Source organism: Marinoscillum pacificum, from assembly GCF_024714495.1.
Taxonomy (GTDB): domain Bacteria; phylum Bacteroidota; class Bacteroidia; order Cytophagales; family Cyclobacteriaceae; genus Marinoscillum; species Marinoscillum pacificum.
On record NZ_JAMZMJ010000001.1, the window covers coordinates 49567 to 69944 of the forward strand.

General features: G+C 39.8%; 10 protein-coding genes. 5 read left to right on the forward strand and 5 right to left on the reverse strand.

Annotation, left to right across the window (positions count from 1 at the left end):
* The first annotated feature begins 502 nt into the window (after positions 1-502).
* Together NXS00_RS00220 and NXS00_RS00225 are read left to right on the forward strand one after the other, a co-directional pair.
* Positions 503-8458: a S8 family serine peptidase gene (locus NXS00_RS00220; protein ID WP_258097087.1), complete on the forward strand. Its 7956-nt coding sequence runs from the start codon at positions 503-505 to the stop codon at positions 8456-8458.
* Positions 8459-8577: 119 nt separating this feature from the next.
* On the forward strand, positions 8578-9129 hold the full coding sequence (locus tag NXS00_RS00225) for a hypothetical protein (protein WP_258097088.1): 552 nt from the start codon (positions 8578-8580) through the stop codon (positions 9127-9129).
* Here NXS00_RS00225 and NXS00_RS00230 read toward each other — a convergent pair whose 3' ends face one another.
* Positions 9130-9867, reverse strand: coding sequence for a LytR/AlgR family response regulator transcription factor (locus tag NXS00_RS00230; protein WP_258097089.1), 738 nt, complete (start codon positions 9865-9867; stop codon positions 9130-9132).
* Entirely contained in the window at positions 9864-10919 is a 1056-nt protein-coding gene (locus NXS00_RS00235; RefSeq protein WP_258097090.1) for a sensor histidine kinase, read from the reverse strand. The genes NXS00_RS00230 and NXS00_RS00235 overlap by 4 nt, the downstream gene beginning before the upstream one ends.
* Before the next feature lie 229 nt (positions 10920-11148).
* Between NXS00_RS00235 and NXS00_RS00240 the strand changes: the two genes are divergently transcribed.
* The 3 genes from NXS00_RS00240 (at position 11149) to NXS00_RS00250 (ending at position 16177) form a co-directional block, all read left to right on the forward strand.
* A complete protein-coding gene (locus NXS00_RS00240) occupies positions 11149-13665 on the forward strand; it encodes a TonB-dependent receptor (protein ID WP_258097091.1) in 2517 nt (838 codons plus the stop codon).
* Between the two features lie 310 nt (positions 13666-13975).
* A complete protein-coding gene (locus tag NXS00_RS00245; protein ID WP_258097092.1) occupies positions 13976-15172 on the forward strand; it encodes an alpha/beta hydrolase in 1197 nt (398 codons plus the stop codon).
* Between the two features lie 249 nt (positions 15173-15421).
* Positions 15422-16177 carry a hypothetical protein gene (locus NXS00_RS00250; protein ID WP_258097093.1) on the forward strand — a complete coding sequence of 252 codons (756 nt, stop codon included), beginning with the start codon at positions 15422-15424 and terminating at the stop codon, positions 16175-16177.
* Positions 16178-16249: 72 nt separating this feature from the next.
* Here the strand turns inward: NXS00_RS00250 and NXS00_RS00255 are convergent, their stop codons facing one another.
* From NXS00_RS00255 to NXS00_RS00265, 3 genes are all read right to left on the reverse strand, one after another.
* Positions 16250-17818 carry a PQQ-dependent sugar dehydrogenase gene (locus NXS00_RS00255; protein ID WP_258097094.1) on the reverse strand — a complete coding sequence of 523 codons (1569 nt, stop codon included), beginning with the start codon at positions 17816-17818 and terminating at the stop codon, positions 16250-16252.
* A 90-nt stretch (positions 17819-17908) separates the two neighbouring features.
* Complete coding sequence (locus tag NXS00_RS00260) at positions 17909-18931, reverse strand: AraC family transcriptional regulator (RefSeq protein WP_258097095.1); 1023 nt, start codon at positions 18929-18931, stop codon at positions 17909-17911.
* Between the two features lie 102 nt (positions 18932-19033).
* Positions 19034-20320, reverse strand: coding sequence for a citrate synthase (locus NXS00_RS00265; RefSeq protein ID WP_258097096.1), 1287 nt, complete (start codon positions 20318-20320; stop codon positions 19034-19036).
* Positions 20321-20378: the final 58 nt, after the last annotated feature.

The following is a 20378-nucleotide window of genomic DNA, read 5'->3' on the forward strand; positions in this document are numbered from 1 at the left end:
TTGCGCGAACGAAACTAACAAATTTAGATCTTATTTCAGATTATTAGGTGAAGTAGTTAATTGATTTAAATGATTTTCAATTTGATGTGCAGATGAAGTGCTTTTCTTGTTCAAGTAGGGAGGGAAAACTTCGATATTTGAAAAAGTGCTTATACGTAGCTGATAATGAATATTTTACAATAATTATCAAATAACGTTGGTATGAATCGTAAAGATTGCTAATTTTATTGAACAATCAGTTGTGAGTTAGCAGCCTTCAGCAAGTTCTTAACTCATTGAATTCCATTCAGCTATAATCAATTTTTGGATTTTTATCTTATTAAAAGAATAGCTATGTCTAGTTCAAAAGGGAACCTAACTAACTCATCACTTTTTAGTGAATGCATGAAATGTTTTTGTCATCAGTTTCATAACTGTACTTAATAGCATTTCTACTCAAAAACTCCACTGCCATCAGATGATGGTCATCTTTTACTAACCTTTTTTAAAAACCACTTACTCTATGAAAAAACAGTACATGGAATGGGCGCGTGTGCCCATAATTCCTTTATTTGTTATTTTTCTGATGATTGGTCAATCAATAACCTATGCACAACAGCGAGATGTGCTTAATGGTGTGTTGAGGATCAAGGTGTCAGAAAGTCTGGCTGCCGAACTGGAGGCGGCATCGCTCCAAAGGTCTGCGGATAATGTCTTATTAACTGGTATATCGTCGATAGACCGGGTGAATGAAACGTATTCCGTTCGAGGATTGAAACGCGTCTTCCGTGATGCAGGCAAATTCGAAGCTAAACACAAACAATACGGACTTCACAGATGGTATGAAGTGTCACTTGACATGGATGTCACTGTAGAGGACGTAATTGAAGCTTTCGGTCAGGTTGATCAGGTTGATATTTCCGAAGCTGTGCTGAAGAAAACGATCGTTGGTTCAAACTCACCGAGTTACGGACCAAAAGTTGTTGAGCCTAGCGAAATGAGTGTGAACACTCTATCTGGTGTGCCAAATGATCCATTTTTCGAAGATCAGTGGCACTATGAAAACACTGGACAGAACGGAGGAACTCCTGGTGCAGATATCAGTCTTTTACAAGCCTGGGGAATCGAAACAGGAAATTCAGATGTAATTGTAGCTATAACTGATGGAGGTGTGCAAGTAGATCACCCAGATTTGGCTGCCAATGTTTGGATCAATACAGGAGAAATTCCAGGAAATGGCATTGACGATGATGGCAATGGTTACATTGACGATGTTAATGGCTACGGATTCGGAGATGACACTGGGGATATTGCACCAGACCCTCATGGAACTCATGTGGGAGGAACAATTGCCGCAGTGACCAATAATGGTGTTGGAGTTTCTGGTGTAGCTGGCGGGTCAGGTACTGGCGATGGTGCCAGAATCATGTCTTGTGCTGCATTTGGTGCGGTTGGAACTGGCGGTTTCGCTGAAACTTATGTGTATGGTGCCGATATGGGAGCTGTTATTTCTCAGAATAGCTGGGGATATACAAGTCCTGGTGTATTCGAACAAGCAGTATTGGATGGTATTGACTACTTTATTGCCGAAGCTGGTAAGGATGAGTTTGGAACTCAAACAGGTCCAATGAACGGTGGTATCGTAATATTTGCAGCAGGTAATGATGATTTTGATGGTGAATGGTACCCTGGATTTTACACGCCAACATTAGCTGTTTCCGCTTTAAATCATAATGATCAGAAGTCCTGGTATTCCAACTTTGGAACTTGGGTGGATATTGCTGCTCCAGGTGGAGAAACGAATACCGTGACTATAGAAGGAGTATTGAGTACATTAAGTAATGATCAATATGGTTTCTTCCAGGGTACGTCTATGGCTTGTCCACATGTGTCAGGACTTGCTGCTCTAGTCATTTCGCAATATGGAGGTACAGGGTTCAATCCTACTGTATTAAGAGATCGACTAGTTACTACTACTGATGACGTAGATGGTTTAAATCCTGGTTTTGAAGGACTATTGGGCTCAGGAAGAATCAATGCATTTAAAGCACTACAGTCTGATGATGGAGCAGCTCCGTTGGAAATTACTGATTTAGCTGTTGCAGATGTTGAGATTACATCTATTTTGTTGAATTGGACAGCTCCAATTGATTCTGGAAGTGGATCTGCTAGCTATTATGACATTCGTTATTCCACTTCACCTATTAATAGTGGAAATTTCGATAGTGCAACAGCATTGTCCAATCCGCCAACTCCTTCGAATGCCGGAGCTTTGGAAACAGTGGAAATCGATGGATTGAGTGCTGGTACGTTGTACTATTTTGCTGTTAAGTCTAGTGACTTCTTTGGTAATGTATCGGATATTTCGAATGTGATTTCACAGACAACTAATGAAGCTCCAGAGATATTCTTACAGGATTCAGTTCTGGTAGCAAACTTACTTACTGCCGAGACTACAACGGGTTATATCGATATGATTAACCATGGGGCGGGACCATTGGACTTTGTTATTAATCAAGTTGGGCCGGGGACATTCGCGACAGTTTCACCATCAGCTGGTACTGTTTCAGCAGGAGATACTTTGTCATTGGAAGTTGTTTTTGATGCTTCTGGTCTATTTGGAGGAAGTTACGAGCAAATATTTGAGATTTTCTCCAACGATCCGGTTTCAGAGGTGCTGTCAGTTACTTTGACACTCAATGTTACTGATAATGGTGTACCAATTGCCGGGTTTAGCCCAAGCGATACACTTGAATTTGGCGGTTTGTTTGTTGGAGCTACCACTACAGAATTTGTGACCATCACCAACGATGGTACAGGAAGCTTAGTGGTATTTGAACCAAGTTTCACTAGTTCGGATTTCACAACATCACTTTCAGATAGTGTATTTATTGCCCCATTTGATTCACTAATAGTAGATGTTACTTATGCACCTACATCTGTTGGCCTGAATATAGCAGGGATGAATATTCCAACTTCAGATTCGCTGAATAGTAACTTCTTTTTGAATTTGAAAGGAGAGGGTCTTTTAGCTCCAGGTATTGCTATAGCGCCTGATACTTTGAGTGAATCCCTATTTATTGATCAGACAAGTACGCAATATTTGACGATTACCAATACAGGAGATTCAGATCTTGAGTTTTCATTAGCAACATCAGGAACAGTTTCTACAACCCTTGCTGGTAAGGCTTCTGTCAATTTGCCAGTTAACGGTGGCGTAGCCATCTCAAGCACCGGTAGTGGTAAAATGACTCCATCAGCTGGTTATAAGTCTGCATCAAAAGTAGATATTCAATGGTTAGGTCAGTCAGCCGTGACTACATCTGTTTTAATACTTTCACCAGATGCAGATCTTACGGCTACAGAAGCTATGTTGGATGGTTTTCCAGATGTGGAAGCGGATGTGTTGTCTTTGGCAAGCTTACCTTCACTTACTGTAAGTGATTTAGCTCCATATGATATAGTATTTACAACCAACAACACCCAATGGCTAGCAGCAGGTGGAGTAGATCCAGTAGTAGTTGGAGATGCTTTGGCTGACTATGTTGATGGCGGAGGTAAAGTGATCGTAAATCAGTTTGCATACTCATACGATGCGTGGCAGATGGCTGGTAGATTCATTGATGAAGGCTACGGACCGTTTGTTCCATCTACTACAGATCAAAGTACTTCAGTTAGTTTAGGTGCTATACTTGATCCATCCAATTCAATCATATCTGGAGTGACCAGTCTTGATTATACAGGATTTGTACAAAATGTTGGTATTGCGTCAGGAGCTACTGCCATTGCAGAATGGGATAATGGTGAATTGCTTTTAGCTGCAAATGGTGATGTCGTTGCTTTGAATATGTTGCCTGATTATGGCGATGGAAATGGATTCTCCTGGTCAGGTGATTTGGCTCTGCTTTATCATAATGCTATTGAATATTTAGGTGGATCTTCATTTGTAAGTTTCTCAGTTTCTGAAGGAGTAATTGGTGCAGGTAGCAGTGAAAACGTTGCTGTAACCTTTAATTCAAGTGGATTATCGTCTGGAAATTATGCAACTACTATCGATATTACCAGCAATGTTCCTGGTGATGAGCTGGTTTCTGTTGCGGCATTTTTAGAAGTTACCGGTCCTGAGATAGAGGTATCACCAGAATCATTAACTGAAGTTTTAGAGAAAGATCAGACAAGTACACAAACCATTAGTATAGTTAATAATGGCCTTGGGACATATCCAGTTAGTGCTTCTGTATCAGGTGGAGTAGTCTCTACAAGTTCAGATGTGTCTAGTGTTCTTTCTAGCACTTTTTCTGCATTGCGTGCCACTTCATCTGAATTGTCTGTAAGAACTCTGGCACCTTCCAGAACAACGAGATCCAGAGTGGTGAAAAGTAGTATCACTATGGATGGTGCTAAAATAATTACAAGCAAGGCGAATAAAGTCAACAAGAAGTCTTCATCATCCCAGACTAAATTCATGGTAGCACAAAGTGCTGCTGTATATGAGACAGGTTTTGAAGAGTTTGCTGTTGGTGATATTTCAGGACAAGGAGATTGGTTCGGTCAATTTGGGAATTGGACCGTAGAATCTGCTAATCCGGCCAGCGGTGGACAACATTTCCAGGGATTGTCTGATGGCTTTGGTCAATCACTAGCATTCTCCCCGAATGTAGGTATTGGAAGCGATCCGGTTTCTTCAATGAATATGAAAGTGAACTTAACTGGTACAGGTGTTACCTGGCAGTTGATTCCACAATCTACCACGGCAAGTCTTATCGTAACTCGTGTACAGTTCAATCCAGATGGCTCAGCTAGTGTGTTGGTGCCTGATAGTTTAGGGAATCCTGTATTTGAAGCAATTGCGGCTCCAGTACCAACAGGTTACTTTGATTTGGTTATTGAGTCGGTACGTTCTACAGCAGACTTCACCGTTTCTTTCAACGGAACACAAGTGTACTCAGGAACTGGTTTTGCAGGTGATATGGAAGAGTTAGTGATTCTTTCTTTGATGGAGACTGCAGGTCCTACAATGGATATTGATGATTTGTCTATTAATGATGGACCAGCAAGTGCACTTCCTGAATTCATCACTGTTTCACCAGTACTTGATTCTATCGGACCTGGTCAGACATTGAATTTGACTGTTACTTTCAATTCTACAGATTTGGAGTTTGGTCAGTACAGTTCTGACATTGATATATTAGTTGGAAGTCAGGCATTTGTTGTACCGGCAAGTCTACAAGTAGTAGGTGATCCTACTATTTCTGTTGATCCGACTGTACTTCAAGCGACAGTGCCTTATCAAGGAGACACTACTAAAACCATTACCATTAGCAATACAGGCGGTAATCCATTGACTTATGGAATTCAAGTGATAGGTGCCGATACAGATTTGGCTAGTTTGCCAGTCAGTCCAGTAAAAGTGGCTAATTGGAAAGTAGATGCTAAAACTACGGCAAAGATTGCATCTGATAAGACGAGTACATCTGCTAAACAAGAACTTCCAGAAGTTCAGTTATTGGCTGGAATTTCCTTATTCGAAGAGAACTTTGAAGGAGCTACGTTCCCTCCAGCAGAATGGACGGTAGTTGACAATGAAGGGTTAGGTGTGGAATGGTTCTTTGCTGCCGATTACGGTGAAGGAAACTATGCAGGGACTGGAGAAGCAGCAACAGTAAGTAGTGATGCTGCAGGCTTCCTGGATTATGATACAGAATTGATCACTCCATTTATTTCTACAGATGGATTCAAGAATGTAGCTGTTCAATACAATGCGAACTACAATAATTACAGCACAGACATTTTGGATGTAGATATTCAATTGGCTGGTGATTCTTCCTGGACGAATGTGTTGAGATGGGAAGAGGATCATGGTAGTTTATTCGCTGGTCCGGGAGAGCAAGTAATTCTCGAATTGGATGATTTCATTGGATCCGCTACTTCGTTCAGATTAAGATGGCATTATTACAATCCAGGTTCTGATGATTGGGATTGGTATGCGCAGATTGACGATATCGTTGTGTTGGGTGATCCAAAAGCATGGTTGTCGATTAATCCATCCTCTGGTATAGTACCTGTAGGAGGTTCGGATGAGCTTACTGCTACTTTCGATGCGTCAGATGTAGAAGAAGGTTTCTATGTAGCGGGTGCGATTGTAACCAGCAATGCGGCCAATACACCGGTTGTTGGGGTGCTTGCATCTATGACGGTTATGGGTGCTCCTGAAATGACTGTTTCAGTTGATTCGTTGTATGAGTATTTGTTCGTAGGTGAAACTTCGAATCAGTCGTTCTCGATATCGAATTCAGGAGAAAGCCCATTGAATTTTTCTTTTGGAGCTTCAATTCCATCGGCTGTTTCAGCGAAAGAAAGAATTGCATCAAAAGTGGTTCGTACGGGACAGTCACAGTCAACCTTAGATCTACTTGATATCTCTGCCATTAAGAGTAAATCTGCTTCTAAAAATGCTGGTACTACGGTTTATGGAACAGGGTTCGAGGAATTCAGTCCTGGTGATATAGATGGTCAAAATGACTGGTCAGGCCAGTGGGGTAACTGGACAGTGGAATCTATTGATGCATTTGAAGGATCTCAACACTTTAGAGGACTTTCGGATGGCTTTGGACAATCTTTGGCTTTCTCACCACAAGTTGGTGTTGGATCGGAAGCCATTTCATCTTTTACGCTAATGATGCAAGTGGAAGGTACAGGAGCGACCTGGCAAATTATTCCACAATCTAATACTGAGGCTTTGGTTAATACCAGGTTTGCTATTAATCCCGATAATTCAATGGAGGTTTTGGTAGCTGATAGTTTAGGTTCAGGTTATTATGATCCTATCAGTGCATCATTACCATCAGGTTATTTTGAGTTAAGAATAGACGTGGAACGTGCTACATCAGCATTCGTTATCTACTTCGATGGTGTGCCTGTCTATGCAGGTCAAGGGTTTGCAGGTGATATTGAGCAAGTTGTGGTGCTCTCTTTAATGGAAGTAGCTGGCCCAACTCTTGATGTTGACAACTTGAGTATTTGGGATGGCGCTCCAGCGTTACCTTGGTTCTCATTGAGTCCTTTGTCTGGAACAGTCAATATGGGTGAAAGTGCTGATGTAACAGTATTCTTTGATGCTACAGATACTGAAAAAGGAATCTACACAGATGTGTTGAATTTGGCGTCAAATGATCCGTTGGCTACTTCAACTCAAATTCCTATTATGTTGGAAGTAGATCAAAACTTTGCTCCTGAAATAGTAGCGATATCTGACACTTCAGTTATTGAACTTGGTTCTATCGATATTACTGTACTTGCTACAGATGTGGATGATTCGGTGTTGAATGTGAGTATCGTGAATCTGCCGTCGTTTATGAGCTTGAGTAGTTCATCAATGGGTACGGCAACATATTCCGTAGACCCTATAATTGGAGATGAAGGAGTATATACACTAAATGTCATTGCTGAAGATAGACGTGGGGCAATGGATACTGCAAGCTTTGCATTGACAGTAGATGCTTATGGTGTTGCTAGTTTCACATTGATCAACAGTAAAACTGGTCAGGTCGTAACTAACTTCTCAGATTCAGTAGAGATCAATGTGCATGATACTGACTTCTTGTATTATGTAGTACAAGCCAATACAAATCCAGGAACAGTGGGTAGTGTGAAGTTTGATCTGAATGGTCATCAAATGAATACTGATAGCAAAGCTCCATATAGGTTATTCCCATTGCTTTGGTTAGGAGTAGGAAGTGGTACACATGCGGTAACAGCAACTCCATTCACTAAGAAGTGGGGTAAGGGTCAGCAAGGTAAAGCTAAAACTGCTTACTTCAGTTTAGTTAATCCTACTGCAGTTACAGCACTGAATGTGGTTAATCAATCAGGAGAGGTGTTAATGACTCTTAGCGATAGCTCAGTTATTGATATCAGTTCTTCAGTGTTCTCACATATCAACATTGTGGCCGAAACAGATGGGCCAGGTAAGCAAGTGACATTCTACTTGAATGGAAGTATTCGAAACATCGATTACTTCGCTCCTTACTCAATGGTTGGAGATTGGTTTGGCTATTTCTCTAAATGGTGGGTTTCTCCTGGAACTTACACAGTGGAAGCGTCACCAGTTTCAGGTTGGTATCCACAGGTAGCTGGTCAGTCTATGACTGTAACCTTTGATGTGGTGAATGGATCTTCACTAGCTAGAACAGATGCATCTGGATCAGAAAGTGATCTTGTAACCAAGCCTGAATTGACGGTTTATCCAGTTCCTACGTCTGATGAGTTCGGGTTCTCTTTAAAAGGAGTTGATGCTGAACGCGTAGAAGTGGTCTTGATGAACCTTGAAGGTAAAGTTGTATACAATGAAATTTCAAGTGCTACACAGCTACAGAATAAGTCGGTATCTATGGATCGACTAGGATTGAGCAGTGGTATTTATTTATTGAAGGTAAATACAGGTGACGTGCAGTTCATACGAGAAGTTATTAAAGAGTAGTCTTTTGAATTAGTTAAATCGCGAAAAGCCAGCCCTCAGGGTTGGCTTTTCTTGTTTAATAGCGGCATTTTTATCGTATTCTAGATCAACTAGAAGGATAATTGACTACTTTAGTACATATGGACGATTTTAAAATTTGGATATACGTTATTGCGGGAGCTTTGTATTTAATTTCCAGAGCTTTTAAGAATAAAGGAGGAGATGCTACACCAGCAAAGCCTGTGAGAAGATCGTCAAATGCACCTACAGGTCGTCCAAATAAGCCAGTATCATTTGAAGAGCTGCTGAAGGAGTTTACCGAAGGCAATTCGTCTACGGAAGAGGAAGAATATCAAGAACAACCAAGGCCCTTGGAAGCTCGTCAGGTTGTAGAAGAGCGAAAATGGGCTCAGGAGAATAAGTGGGATGATGATATTCGAAATGAAGGTCGCAATCGCAAATTTGCTGATGATGAAAGTAGGCGAGTATATGAAGAATCCATTAAAAATGCTGAAGGTGCCAAGCTGGATTTTGAGCGTGATGAACACTTCCGAATCAAACTGAAGGATCGTAAGAAGGAGGAGGATGTAAATGAATCAGAGTTTGCTTCTGATATCGCTAGTATGCTTAGAAATCCTGAAGATGCCAGAAAAGCAGTAATTCTGGGTGAAATTCTCAATAGAAAGTACTAATTACAATCCGCTTTTGATCTTTGCGTGAAATTCATCTCTGTAATTCTCAGAGATGGTCAATTGATCATTCCCAATTTGCAAAGACGTCTTTGTTACACTTGATATTTTATCCAGATTAACGATATAAGATCTATGGATTCGCATAAACTCCGTGGCGGGTAATTTCTCTTCCATTGTCTTAAGGCTAGACAAAGAAAGAATAGGATGCTCTTTGCTATACAGGTGCACTTTCACATAATCCTTTAATCCTTCGATGTATCGAATATCAGACAGCATCACTTTGACCAACTGATATTCTACTTTAAGAAATATGTAATCTTTGGGGTCTGGTGTGAGAGCTGAAACATTGCTGAGTGACTGGTTATCTTTTAATGTTTTTGCTTTACTAGCAGCTCTTAAGAACTCTTCGTAATTGAAAGGTTTCAGTAGGTAATCAATGGCGTTTACTTTGTAGCCCTCAATGGCAAATTGATCAAATGCTGTTGTGAAAACAATTAGAGGTTTGCTACTAGATGGTTTGCTATCCAGAATGCGCGCAAGTTCTATTCCGGTGAGATCGCTCATCTGGATGTCCAGAAAAAGAAGGTCTACCTGGTCTTCACCATGAAGATGTCTCAGTGCTTCTATTGCATTGTCATATTTTGCTGTAAGCTGCAGAAAGGGAGTTTGTTCAATAAAGGCTGTAACCAGACCAAGAGCAAGAGGTTCGTCATCTACTGCTATACACTTCAATGTCATGAGATCAAATCTATTTGAAAGTCAACAATATATAGACCATCTACCTCATTGATTTTTACTTCATGATGATTTGGGTAAATCAACTCTAAGCGTCGCTGAGTATTTTGCATACCGATGCCACTTCCTTCCAATTTAAGTCCGGTTGATTCAAACATCGTGTTGGTTACTTTCATACCTAACTTTTGACCAGTGAGGTCTATGATTATTTCAATGCTGCTCTTATGCTGAGAACTAATGCCATGTTTGAATGCATTTTCTATGTACGGAAGTAGCAACATTGGCGCAATCAACACGTGTTGAGATTCTGTTGGCTTTGTGAACTTAACGTCTACTTTTTCAGGAAGTCTCAATTTCATCAGTTCGATATAATTCGATACAAAATCAATCTCTTGAGAAAGCGTACATAATTCTTTGCGTGAGTCGTACAATACATAGCGCATCATCGCTGAAAGCTTGTGAATGGCTTTTTGAGCATCCGCCACGTTGAGAGAGGTCAAAGCATAGATGCTGTTCAGTGTATTGAAGAAGAAATGAGGATTGATTTGTGCTTTCAAAAACGAAAGTTCAGTGCTGACCTTTTCCTTTTCTAATTCTTCTCTCGTTAATCTGTCTTTCTGATCCTTCCTAATTAGCAAGATACTGGTGCTAGAACCAAGGACCAGGAAGATCATAAGCATTCCTGTAAAATCAAACCTCCACCATCCTTTTGGTCGGTATTCTTCGTTTGGACGGATAATCTCGTGAATTAATCTAGGTAGGTCAAGACTATGTTCGATGGCTCTCATTCCCACTAATATGACCGCAGCCACAACTACTACAATTAAGCTGTATTGTAAGATTTTGTTCGTCAATAGAAATTTTGGAACCAGATAGACCGAGTTGATATAATACATGGCAGTAAGCACCAAAGCGAAAATGATCGTTTTGATCCAATACTGCATGGGCCAATCGATTCCCCAACCAAGAGGAGGAAGAGCCAGGAGCAATAACCACACGGTAGTAGTTATTCCAAACTCTAACCAGAACAATCGTTTACTTCTTTTTGCTGCCATAGTCATCTCGATAAGACAAACGTACATGTCTATACTCTTTAATATATGTCAACTCTGCCAATTAGAGAAATCTACCGACTAGTGCCGTCTGGCAATCGACCATGGATTTCGTCGATTGTGAGGCGGTCAATGCAGATAAAAACCGCTCAAACGTCTAGTTAAAATTACTGAAGGTGAATTATCCCGTCTATTTGTATGTACACGAATTAGGACAACTCAAAATATTGGAATGAAGCATACATTACTCATCATTTTAGCACTTATTACCTTTTCTACAGTAGCTCAGTCTCCTGCTAGTTATGGCAATAAAGGTAAAAGTCAACAACCAGAAGTTGGTTATGGAAAGATATCGGGACAAATTTTAGATCCTGAAAATGAGCCAGTACCATTTGCAACAATCGCTTTGATTGATGAAAAAGATGGAAGTACAAAAGACGGAACTATCGCAGATGAATCCGGAAAGTTTACCATTAAATCTATTCCTGAAGGATCTTATAAAGTATCAATCTCATTTATTGGCTTTGATAAAGTAGACAAAGGTCCATATAGCTTCTCTGGTAAAGGAGATTCATATGACTTAGGTAAAGTGAAAATGGAATCGGTTTCTCAAGAGCTTGATGAAGTAGTAGTAGAAGGTCAACGTGAGTTAATGGAAGAAAAAGTTGATAGGATAATTTATAACGCTGAGCAGGATAAGACAACAACTGGTGGTGATGCATCTGATGTTTTGCGTCGAGTGCCATTGCTAAGTGTAGATTTGGATGGAAATGTTTCGATGCGTGGAAGTAGTAACATTACCGTTCTTATCGATAATAGACCTTCAACTATATCGGCAAGCAGTATTGCTGATGCTTTAAAACAAATACCGGCAGACCAGATTAAGTCTGTAGAGGTGATTACCTCACCATCAGCTCGATACGATGCTGAAGGAACGGGTGGAATCATCAATATTATCACTAAAAAGAATAATCTACAAGGCACATCGGTAAGTGTAAATTCAAGTGCTGGTTTGAGAGGATCCAACCTTGGTGTGAATGCATCCTATAGAAAAGGTAGAGCTGGATTCACTTTAGGTGGATTTGGTAGAGCAGGTTACAATATCAAGGGCGATTTTGATAACGAACAAACGTTATTTGATTCAGAAGGAAATATCCAATCAATCACCAACCAATCGGCAAGTACGTTGACAGATATGTTGATGGGTAGATACAATCTTGGTTTTGACTATGAGCTGAACAAATACAACTGGATCAATGCTTCTGTAAAGTTCGGATTATTCAATTTCAACAATACTCAGGATGATCGTATCACACGTACGACTGATGGTTCTGGCGAATTGCTCAGTTCCAACCTTCAAGATATGTCAACAGCAAACTTGAGCAACACTGTAGATGTTAGTTTGAACTACATCAAGACTTTTGAAACTAAAGGTAAAGAGTTTAGCGTGTTGTCATTATACAGTCAAAACAGTAGAGTCAATGACTTTGAGAACATATCTAAGGATGAAAATTCTGATGATGTGCTTTATCGCATTAAAAATAATAACGATAGCTACAATAGAGAATTTACGGTTCAGGCTGATTATGTGAACCCAATAGGAGAGAAACAGATAGTTGAATTCGGTGCTAAGAATATTATGCGAGAAGTGACCAGTGATTTCACCTATTTTACAGCCCAAGGAACTGATGCATATCAAGCGGCCACTGGGGATAGATTGAGTAATGTGTTCGATTATAATCAGAATGTAACAGCAGGTTATGTAAGCTACACTGTAGAGTTCTTAAAAGGCTACAGCTTAAAGGCTGGTGGTCGATATGAATATACCACCATATCTGCCAATTTTGAAGATGAGGTTTCTCTAGAACTTCCTTCATATGGAGTATTGGTTCCTAGCGTTAATATTTCTAAGAAATTGGGAATGGGTAACACGGTAAAAGCTGCATATAACAGAAGAATCCAGCGTCCATCACTGCGATTCTTAAACCCTAACGTGGATGCGTCTAACCCGAATAACATCTCTCAAGGTAATCCTAATTTGGATCCTGAGTATACGGATAATTTTGAGGTTTCTTACAGTACATTTAAGAAAGGGACGTCTTTAAATTTCTCTGCATTCATGAGAAATACTCGCGGATCTATCCAACAGGTAAGAGAAGTAATAGGACAGGATACCATTAGTTCCACATATCAAAACATTGGAGAAGAAGATGCTTATGGTTTGAGTGTTTTTGCTAACATCAAAATTGGCAAAAAGTTCATGGTAAACGGAGGTGTTGATGGATATTACTCTGTAATGAATAACAACGTTGATGATCCTCTTTACAATGCGAGCAATAGCGGGTTTGTATTAAGCGGTAGAATATTCGGTAGTTACAAATTGACAGATAATTGGGCATTCCAGTTCTTTAGTTTCTTTAGAGGGAATCAAGTGCAACTTCAAGGAAATCAAACAGGATTCTACATCTATAGTTTAAGTTTGAACAGATCATTCAATGATGACAGAGGTAGTATAGGTATCGGTGCTGAGAACTTCATTGGAGGAAAGATGAAGCGTACTTCTGAGATTTCATCAGCATACATCGACCAGTACAACACCAATGTGATGTATAACATGAACTTTAAAATCAACTTCAGCTATCGCTTTGGTAAGTTGAGTGTTGGTCAACCACGTAAGCGAGGCAAGAATGTAGACAACAACGACTTAAAGGATGGTGGAGATTCCGGAGGGGGGATGATGAACAACTAAAAAATTTAAGATTAGGACTGATAGTTTGGGCGGTGCCAGGAGTGGTGTCGCCCTTTTTTGTGTTGCAATTGGCGTTTGGGTGATAATTCCTTTTAAATTAAGATGTGAATCCGTTCTCATTGATATGTCGTTCTTTGGACATGACAAGCTACAAAAGTCAATGGTTTAATATTTAAGTCTAGGGTTCTACAAGCAAGATAAATTAGCTTGTATTCACTGAAAGTCAATAGGCTTTTAAAAGTCGGATTCTGATACAAAGTCATTATTCATTTTATCTTCCAATTCCATTAACCAGAATTAAGAAGTACAAATGATAAAGACACATTCCCCATTATCAGCTTGGTATATTGTATTGCTTGTCAGTGTCTTAGTTATCGCTGGATGTCAATCAGGAAAAACTCAAGAAACAACAACAGAAACAGAAGAAATCTATTCTGCAATAGATAGTGGCATCACTCACTTAGATGGTGTGAAGTCACAAATGGTTCTTACGGATAGAATCAGTTCGCATGTTCTGACATACAGGGATGCGGGCATCCCTGTTGTTTTTTTACATGGCAATTTTTCCGCAGCCACTTATTGGGAAGAAATAATGACCACCTTGCCTGAAGGCTATCGAGCCATTGCTCCAGATCTTAGAGGATTTGGCTGGACCGAAGATAAACTCATAGATGCTAACAGAGGAGCCCATGATTGGGCTGATGATCTAGATGCTTTGTTTGAAGCTATGAATATTGATCAGGCACATATTGTTGGGTGGTCGATGGGTGGTGGAGTTTGTTATGCATATTTAGTTGATCATCCTGATAAGGTTTTGTCTGTCACCTTTGTTTCGCCTGTCTCACCGTATGGATTTGGAGGTACTCACGGATTGGAAGGAATACCAAATAACCATGACTTTACAGGTTCTGGTGGTGGCACGGTCAATCCACAGTTTATTGCCGCCATATCTGCAGGTGACCGAACAGATAGTACCCAGAATTCACCACGTAACATTATCAATACCTATTATTACAAAGCAGGATTCAAAGCTGCGAGAGAAGAAGATTTTTTAACTGCTTCTTTGATGGAAAAAACAGGCGAACAGAAATATCCAGGTGACTTTTCCACTTCCGACTTTTGGCCAAATGTTGGGCCGGGTAAATATGGTCCAATCAATGCTTTATCTCCTAAATATGTGATTTCAGATGTAGATAGTCTGATAAACCTCGATGTTAAGCCACCAGTACTTTGGGTTCATGGAAGTGAAGACATGATCGTAGGAGATGAATCATTCTTTGATTTAGCAACATTAGGTAAACTCAATTACATACCTGGATGGCCGGGAGAGGATGCTGCAGCTCCACAGCCAATGGTCAGTCAGACAAGAGCAGTTTTAACTACATATGAAGAAAATGGAGGTGCCTACCAGGAAGTGGTGATTCAGGATGCTGGACATGCTTCGCATATTGAGAAACCACAGGAGTTTAACAAAGCCTTTCATGGGCACATTTCAGCTATTCATTGACAAGGCGGCTAGCTGAGTGTTTTTAAGCGAAGAGCAACCTCATAAGGGTTGCTTTTTTTATTTGACATTGTTTTTCTCCCACTAATTCGATCCATCTTAATCTATCAAATATGTGGAAGGAAAGTGTGTCATAGAAATTTGGGACTTTTACAAATTATTAATCAATGAGTAATTACTATTGCAAATAATTAACTAACGGTCACTTTTTGTGGGATCCATGAATCAAACGGCCGACACTAACTAAACATAATGATTAACATGTTTTCGATTATCTCGACAAAGGGGAAAAGTATAATCATCCTTCCTGCTTTGTTGTTTTTCTTCTTTGGAGTACATGGTCAAGAAGGTAAGCCATTTTACGTTGGGCTGAATTCTGGAGAGACTGTTTATGGCAATAAGCTTGAATTCGTTGATAAACTGATAGGTAAAGACTATTTGCTTTTAGATGATTCTATGAAGTATTTATTGTCGGATCTAAAGTTTTACCAAAGAGAGACTGGGTATTACCTTAAGAAGAATATCAGCATGAGAGGCGATGTTTGGTTTAAACGAAATATTGAAGGAAAAATAAGCACGTATTCAGCAACTGAATGGTCTTATTCGCCAGGAATGATGGGGCCAAATGGAATGTATACAGGAGGGTACAGCAGAGCAATAAAAATGTCTTACTACGAGAAAGGCTATCAGTTTAAAGAAATGAATTACGATAACCTGAAGCGTGATTTAAAGAACCATGAGGCTAGCATGTTCCAGTTAGACAAAGTAAGAAAAATGAAAAATACCAACATAGGTATTTATGCGGGATCAGCAGCATTAATATTAGCAGGGATTGCCCATACAGCTTCATTAAATAAACAAGAGGGGCCTCCACCATACGATGCTGAGATTAAGTTTTCTCCCTTCCTTATTATCGGAGCGATTGGAATCGCAATACCTAGCCTTATTAATATGAGTAAAGAAGAAAAGCTTTTGCAGGCAATAAAAATCTATAACAAAGATAACTAGAGATATAGTAATTAGTTTTTTTTACTAAGTACAAAAAAAAGCAACCCATTTCTGAGTTGCTTTAGTTAGTTGCTAATTATTTTCATTATAAACCCAGATGAGTTTGCCATTTTCTTCATCTGTTAATAGGTATAGTTGACCCTTAGGAGAAACTATAGCCTTTCTTATTCTAACAGGGTCCTCAATGAATAATTGTTCTGCGCTAATTATCTGATCGTTTTCTGTTTTCATTCGCCAAAGACTTCCCTTGCTTAAGCCGGGAACTATTAGATCGCCATTCCATTGTGGAAACTCATGACCTGCGTAAAAAGTAAGTCCAGTAGGAGCAACTGTTTGACTCCAGTAGTAGATAGGGGCAGTATAGGTTGCATTTGGAATTGATTTGGGCTTATAATCAGTTCTGTAAGTGCCTGTAGTCACATTAGGCCATCCATAATTGGCTCCAGCTTGAAGGATGTTTAGTTCGTCTCCTAGGTTGGTGCCATGCTCACTAAACCAAATGTCATGTGTCTCAGGATGAATCGTCAATCCTTGAGAAGCTCTGATTCCGATGGCGTAAAGTCCTTTTACCGCAGCTGATCCATAATCTGGATTGTCATGAGGGATACTGCCATCAGGATTGATGCGATAGACTTTGCCTCTTCTGTCCTTTACATCTTGAGCTACTGGCAACTCAGGGTTCATGTATTCAAAGAAATTACGTTCACCAACAGTAATGTAAAGTTTATTGTCCGGACCAAATATCATCCCACCTCCATAGTGGAATAACCCGTGTGTATAAGGTTCAGCTACGAATAGCGTTTTTAGTTCGGTTAAGTGATTATTCTCTAGCTTTCCTCTAATCACCTTTGTGGTGCTCGCCCTTTCCTTATTTTCAGCAGCATAGGAGATGTATACGTATTTGTTGGCTTCAAAATCTGGATCTAATAATACTTGAAACCACCCAGCATTGAAACTAGCCGTTTTACCATGTAAACTGTAAGGGAATACTCCTTTTTCAAACTTCGAGGTATCTATCTTAATAGCTCTGGCTACATCTTTAGGTAATCCTTTGATGCTGATTCTTTCTTTGGTTTCTAGGTTGACTCGTAATACCGTTCCATCTTTTTCAGCAATGAGCACATCACGCTCATTGATAAATGCCATGCTCCAAGGATGATTAAGTTCAGATATGACTACTTCTTTAACTGGCTTAGGGATTAATTTTTCTGGTTTCCGTGGTATGGGAGTGGCTGAAGTAGCTTTAGAAACAATCTTCCATTCACCTAAGATTTTTTTGAGTAGTAGCAGGTCATGATAGCGATTGCCAAAGTAAGGGATATCTACTTCGATCTTTGCATAGGCCACATCCTCATCTATTTCGATATGAGTAATTTTAGAAGGTCTGTTATTTGGGATGCCATGCTTTCTTCTGCTGTAAAGTGCGGCATATTCCTCAGAGGTCATGTGAAAAGCTGAGTCGGTGCCATTATAGAGAAACATCCGAGTATCTGGATAGAAAGACAGTGCTATTGAATCAGGGTAGTTGTATTGGGTGCCAATTATAAATTGGTTCAAGGTATGTGTGACTAATTCATAATCTGTCTGAGCATGAATAATATGGCAGGTCAATAAAAAGAGTATTAAAAATCTGGTTTTCATCAATATATTTTCTAGCAAGAGTAGACACACTGAATGATGAAAATGCCATATTAACAGGTTTAGAACTCCAAAATGATCATTCTGGAGTAATTACAGGGCTATGGGCTCAAGAGTTTTGCGGTATTCGGAAGGAGTGGAGCCAGTTAAGGTTTTGAAGGCTTCAAAGAAAGACGACTTGGAACTGAAACCAGCTTCAAAACCGATGCCTTCTAGAGACAGTTCAGGACGATTTTGAATAAGGTGTTTGGCTTCTTCAATTCTGTACGTTTTTACGTAGTGAGCAAACCCGTGCTTGTATTCTTGATTAAGTAATTTGGATAAGGTATGCTTATTCATGCCAGACAGCTCGGCCAGGTTTTCCATTTTCAGTTTTTGATTAAGGAATGGCTTTTCCTGTATCATAAACCGATTTAATTCCATCAGTTTCTCGGCAGCATCAGGGACGGTAAAGTTGGTAGTTTGTTGACTTGGTATTTTGGTCATAACCAGTAAGTTTCCTATCAAATAATAGATGCCCAATGAAAAGACAATTGCACCCCACAGATAAGTATACCAACCAAAAAGTGCCAATTGATAAGTTATATTAATGATCAAAATAGCTAGTGTGATGAATACTAGATGCTGTTGGGCCTTACTCCAGGTTGTAGGTCTGAATTTGGTTGATTTGAGAATTGAATACACATTAAACAACCCAAAGAGACAGAAGCCAGACCATATGGTGTAAATGCCATAGACAATGTATTCATTCCAGATTTCAGGTCTACTTCTGTAAGGAAATATAACGCCTATTGTAATAACTAATAGAGCTATAGAACCTATTAAGATTAAATCTGGAGTACTGACTTTAGATGCTTTTCGCCAAATGGACTTGGTGTATAGAAAGTAGAAAGGCCCAATGAAGGCACAGGCAGAAAGTCCAAGTTGCAGTATAAGAAAATCAACTTGTTCGCTGAAAGAATAATATACGGTTTTGGCTATTCGCAAACTGAGTGCCAGAAGTAACCCTCCCAGGTATAAATTAGCAGCTTTATTGTTGTTCTTTAATAGGAGATAGAGCCCAATAAGCACTCCATTTACTGCTCCTAGACTTGATAGAAGGAATAGTATAGGCATTGTTATTTGCTAAATACGATCTAATTCGTGATAAGATTCGGTATCAACAAAAAAGCAACCCATTTCTGAGTTGCTTTTCTTTTATCTATTGAAGAGAAAGGATTATCTGTTGCCCATAGCAACGTAATCTCTCTCGTTTTCACCAATGTAAACCTGTCTTGGTCTTCCGATTGGCTCTTTATTCTCTCTCATTTCTTTCCACTGTGCAATCCAACCTGGTAGACGACCTAATGCGAACATTACGGTGAACATTTCAGCTGGAATACCCAATGCTCTGTAAATGATACCTGAGTAGAAGTCTACGTTAGGGTAGAGGCTTCTTTCTACGAAGTACTGATCTTCTAGAGCTTCTTTCTCAAGCCCTTTCGCGATATCCAATACTGGATCGTTTACTCCTAATTTTTCTAGAACATCATCCGCAGCTTTCTTGATGATTTTAGCTCTTGGGTCGAAGTTCTTATACACTCTGTGACCAAAGCCCATCAAACGGAATGGATCGTTTTTGTCTTTTGCTTTCTGCATCCACTTGTGTGTATCACCACCATCAGCTTTGATCGCCTCAAGCATTTCGATAACAGCAGTGTTTGCTCCACCATGAAGTGGACCCCACAATGCATTAATACCTGCAGAGATAGAAGCATACAAGCTAGCATGAGAACTTCCTACTATTCTTACTGTAGAAGCAGAACAGTTTTGTTCGTGATCTGCATGAAGAATTAATAACTTATCCAAAGCTGCCGCAACAACTGGATCAATTTCATATTGCTCAGTTGGTAGACCGAACATCATTTTCAAGAAATTGCTACAGTAATCAAGGCTATTGTCAGGATAAGTCACAGGGTGACCCATTTGATTTTTGTAAGACCATGCTGCGAATGTTGGCATTTTAGCCAGAATTCTGATAATGCTCAAATTAACATCATCAGCAGGTCTGTTTGGATCCAAACTCTGTGGATAGAATGCTGTCAATGAAGTAACTAGAGAAGATAACACGCCCATTGGGTGAGCAGTTGAAGGGAATCCGTCTAGAAGCTTCTTGATGTCCTCATGCACCAACGTGTGGTTCGTGATGTCAGACTTAAATTTCTCAAATGTCGCAGTGTCCGGCAATTCACCATAGATCAATAGATACGCAACTTCTAAGAAGGTTGACTTTTCGGCCAATTGTTCGATTGGGTACCCTCTGTATCTTAGGATACCTTGCTCTCCATCAAGGAAAGTAATCGCACTTTTAGTAGAACCTGTGTTTTTGAATCCTGGGTCTATGGTGATGACTCCTGACTCAGCTCTTAGTTTGCTTATATCAATCGCTTTTTCTTGCTCTGAACCTTCAATCAGAGGCAGCTCGTAGCTCTTACCATCTACTTTAATCTCTGCTGTATTCGACATCTGTTATTATACTTTTTATATTATGCTAGAATTGGGTTGTAAATTAACTATTTATGCT

What these genes read in the sequence shown, in the direction of transcription:
- NXS00_RS00220 (WP_258097087.1), top strand. Translation starts at nt 503, where the DNA reads ATGAAAAAACAGTACATGGAATGGGCGCGTGTGCCCATAATTCCTTTA.
- NXS00_RS00225 (WP_258097088.1), top strand. Translation starts at nt 8,578, where the DNA reads ATGGACGATTTTAAAATTTGGATATACGTTATTGCGGGAGCTTTGTAT.
- NXS00_RS00230 (WP_258097089.1), bottom strand. Translation starts at nt 9,867, where the DNA reads ATGACATTGAAGTGTATAGCAGTAGATGACGAACCTCTTGCTCTTGGT.
- NXS00_RS00235 (WP_258097090.1), bottom strand. Translation starts at nt 10,919, where the DNA reads ATGGCAGCAAAAAGAAGTAAACGATTGTTCTGGTTAGAGTTTGGAATA.
- NXS00_RS00240 (WP_258097091.1), top strand. Translation starts at nt 11,149, where the DNA reads ATGAAGCATACATTACTCATCATTTTAGCACTTATTACCTTTTCTACA.
- NXS00_RS00245 (WP_258097092.1), top strand. Translation starts at nt 13,976, where the DNA reads ATGATAAAGACACATTCCCCATTATCAGCTTGGTATATTGTATTGCTT.
- NXS00_RS00250 (WP_258097093.1), top strand. Translation starts at nt 15,422, where the DNA reads ATGATTAACATGTTTTCGATTATCTCGACAAAGGGGAAAAGTATAATC.
- NXS00_RS00255 (WP_258097094.1), bottom strand. Translation starts at nt 17,818, where the DNA reads ATGAAAACCAGATTTTTAATACTCTTTTTATTGACCTGCCATATTATT.
- NXS00_RS00260 (WP_258097095.1), bottom strand. Translation starts at nt 18,931, where the DNA reads ATGCCTATACTATTCCTTCTATCAAGTCTAGGAGCAGTAAATGGAGTG.
- NXS00_RS00265 (WP_258097096.1), bottom strand. Translation starts at nt 20,320, where the DNA reads ATGTCGAATACAGCAGAGATTAAAGTAGATGGTAAGAGCTACGAGCTG.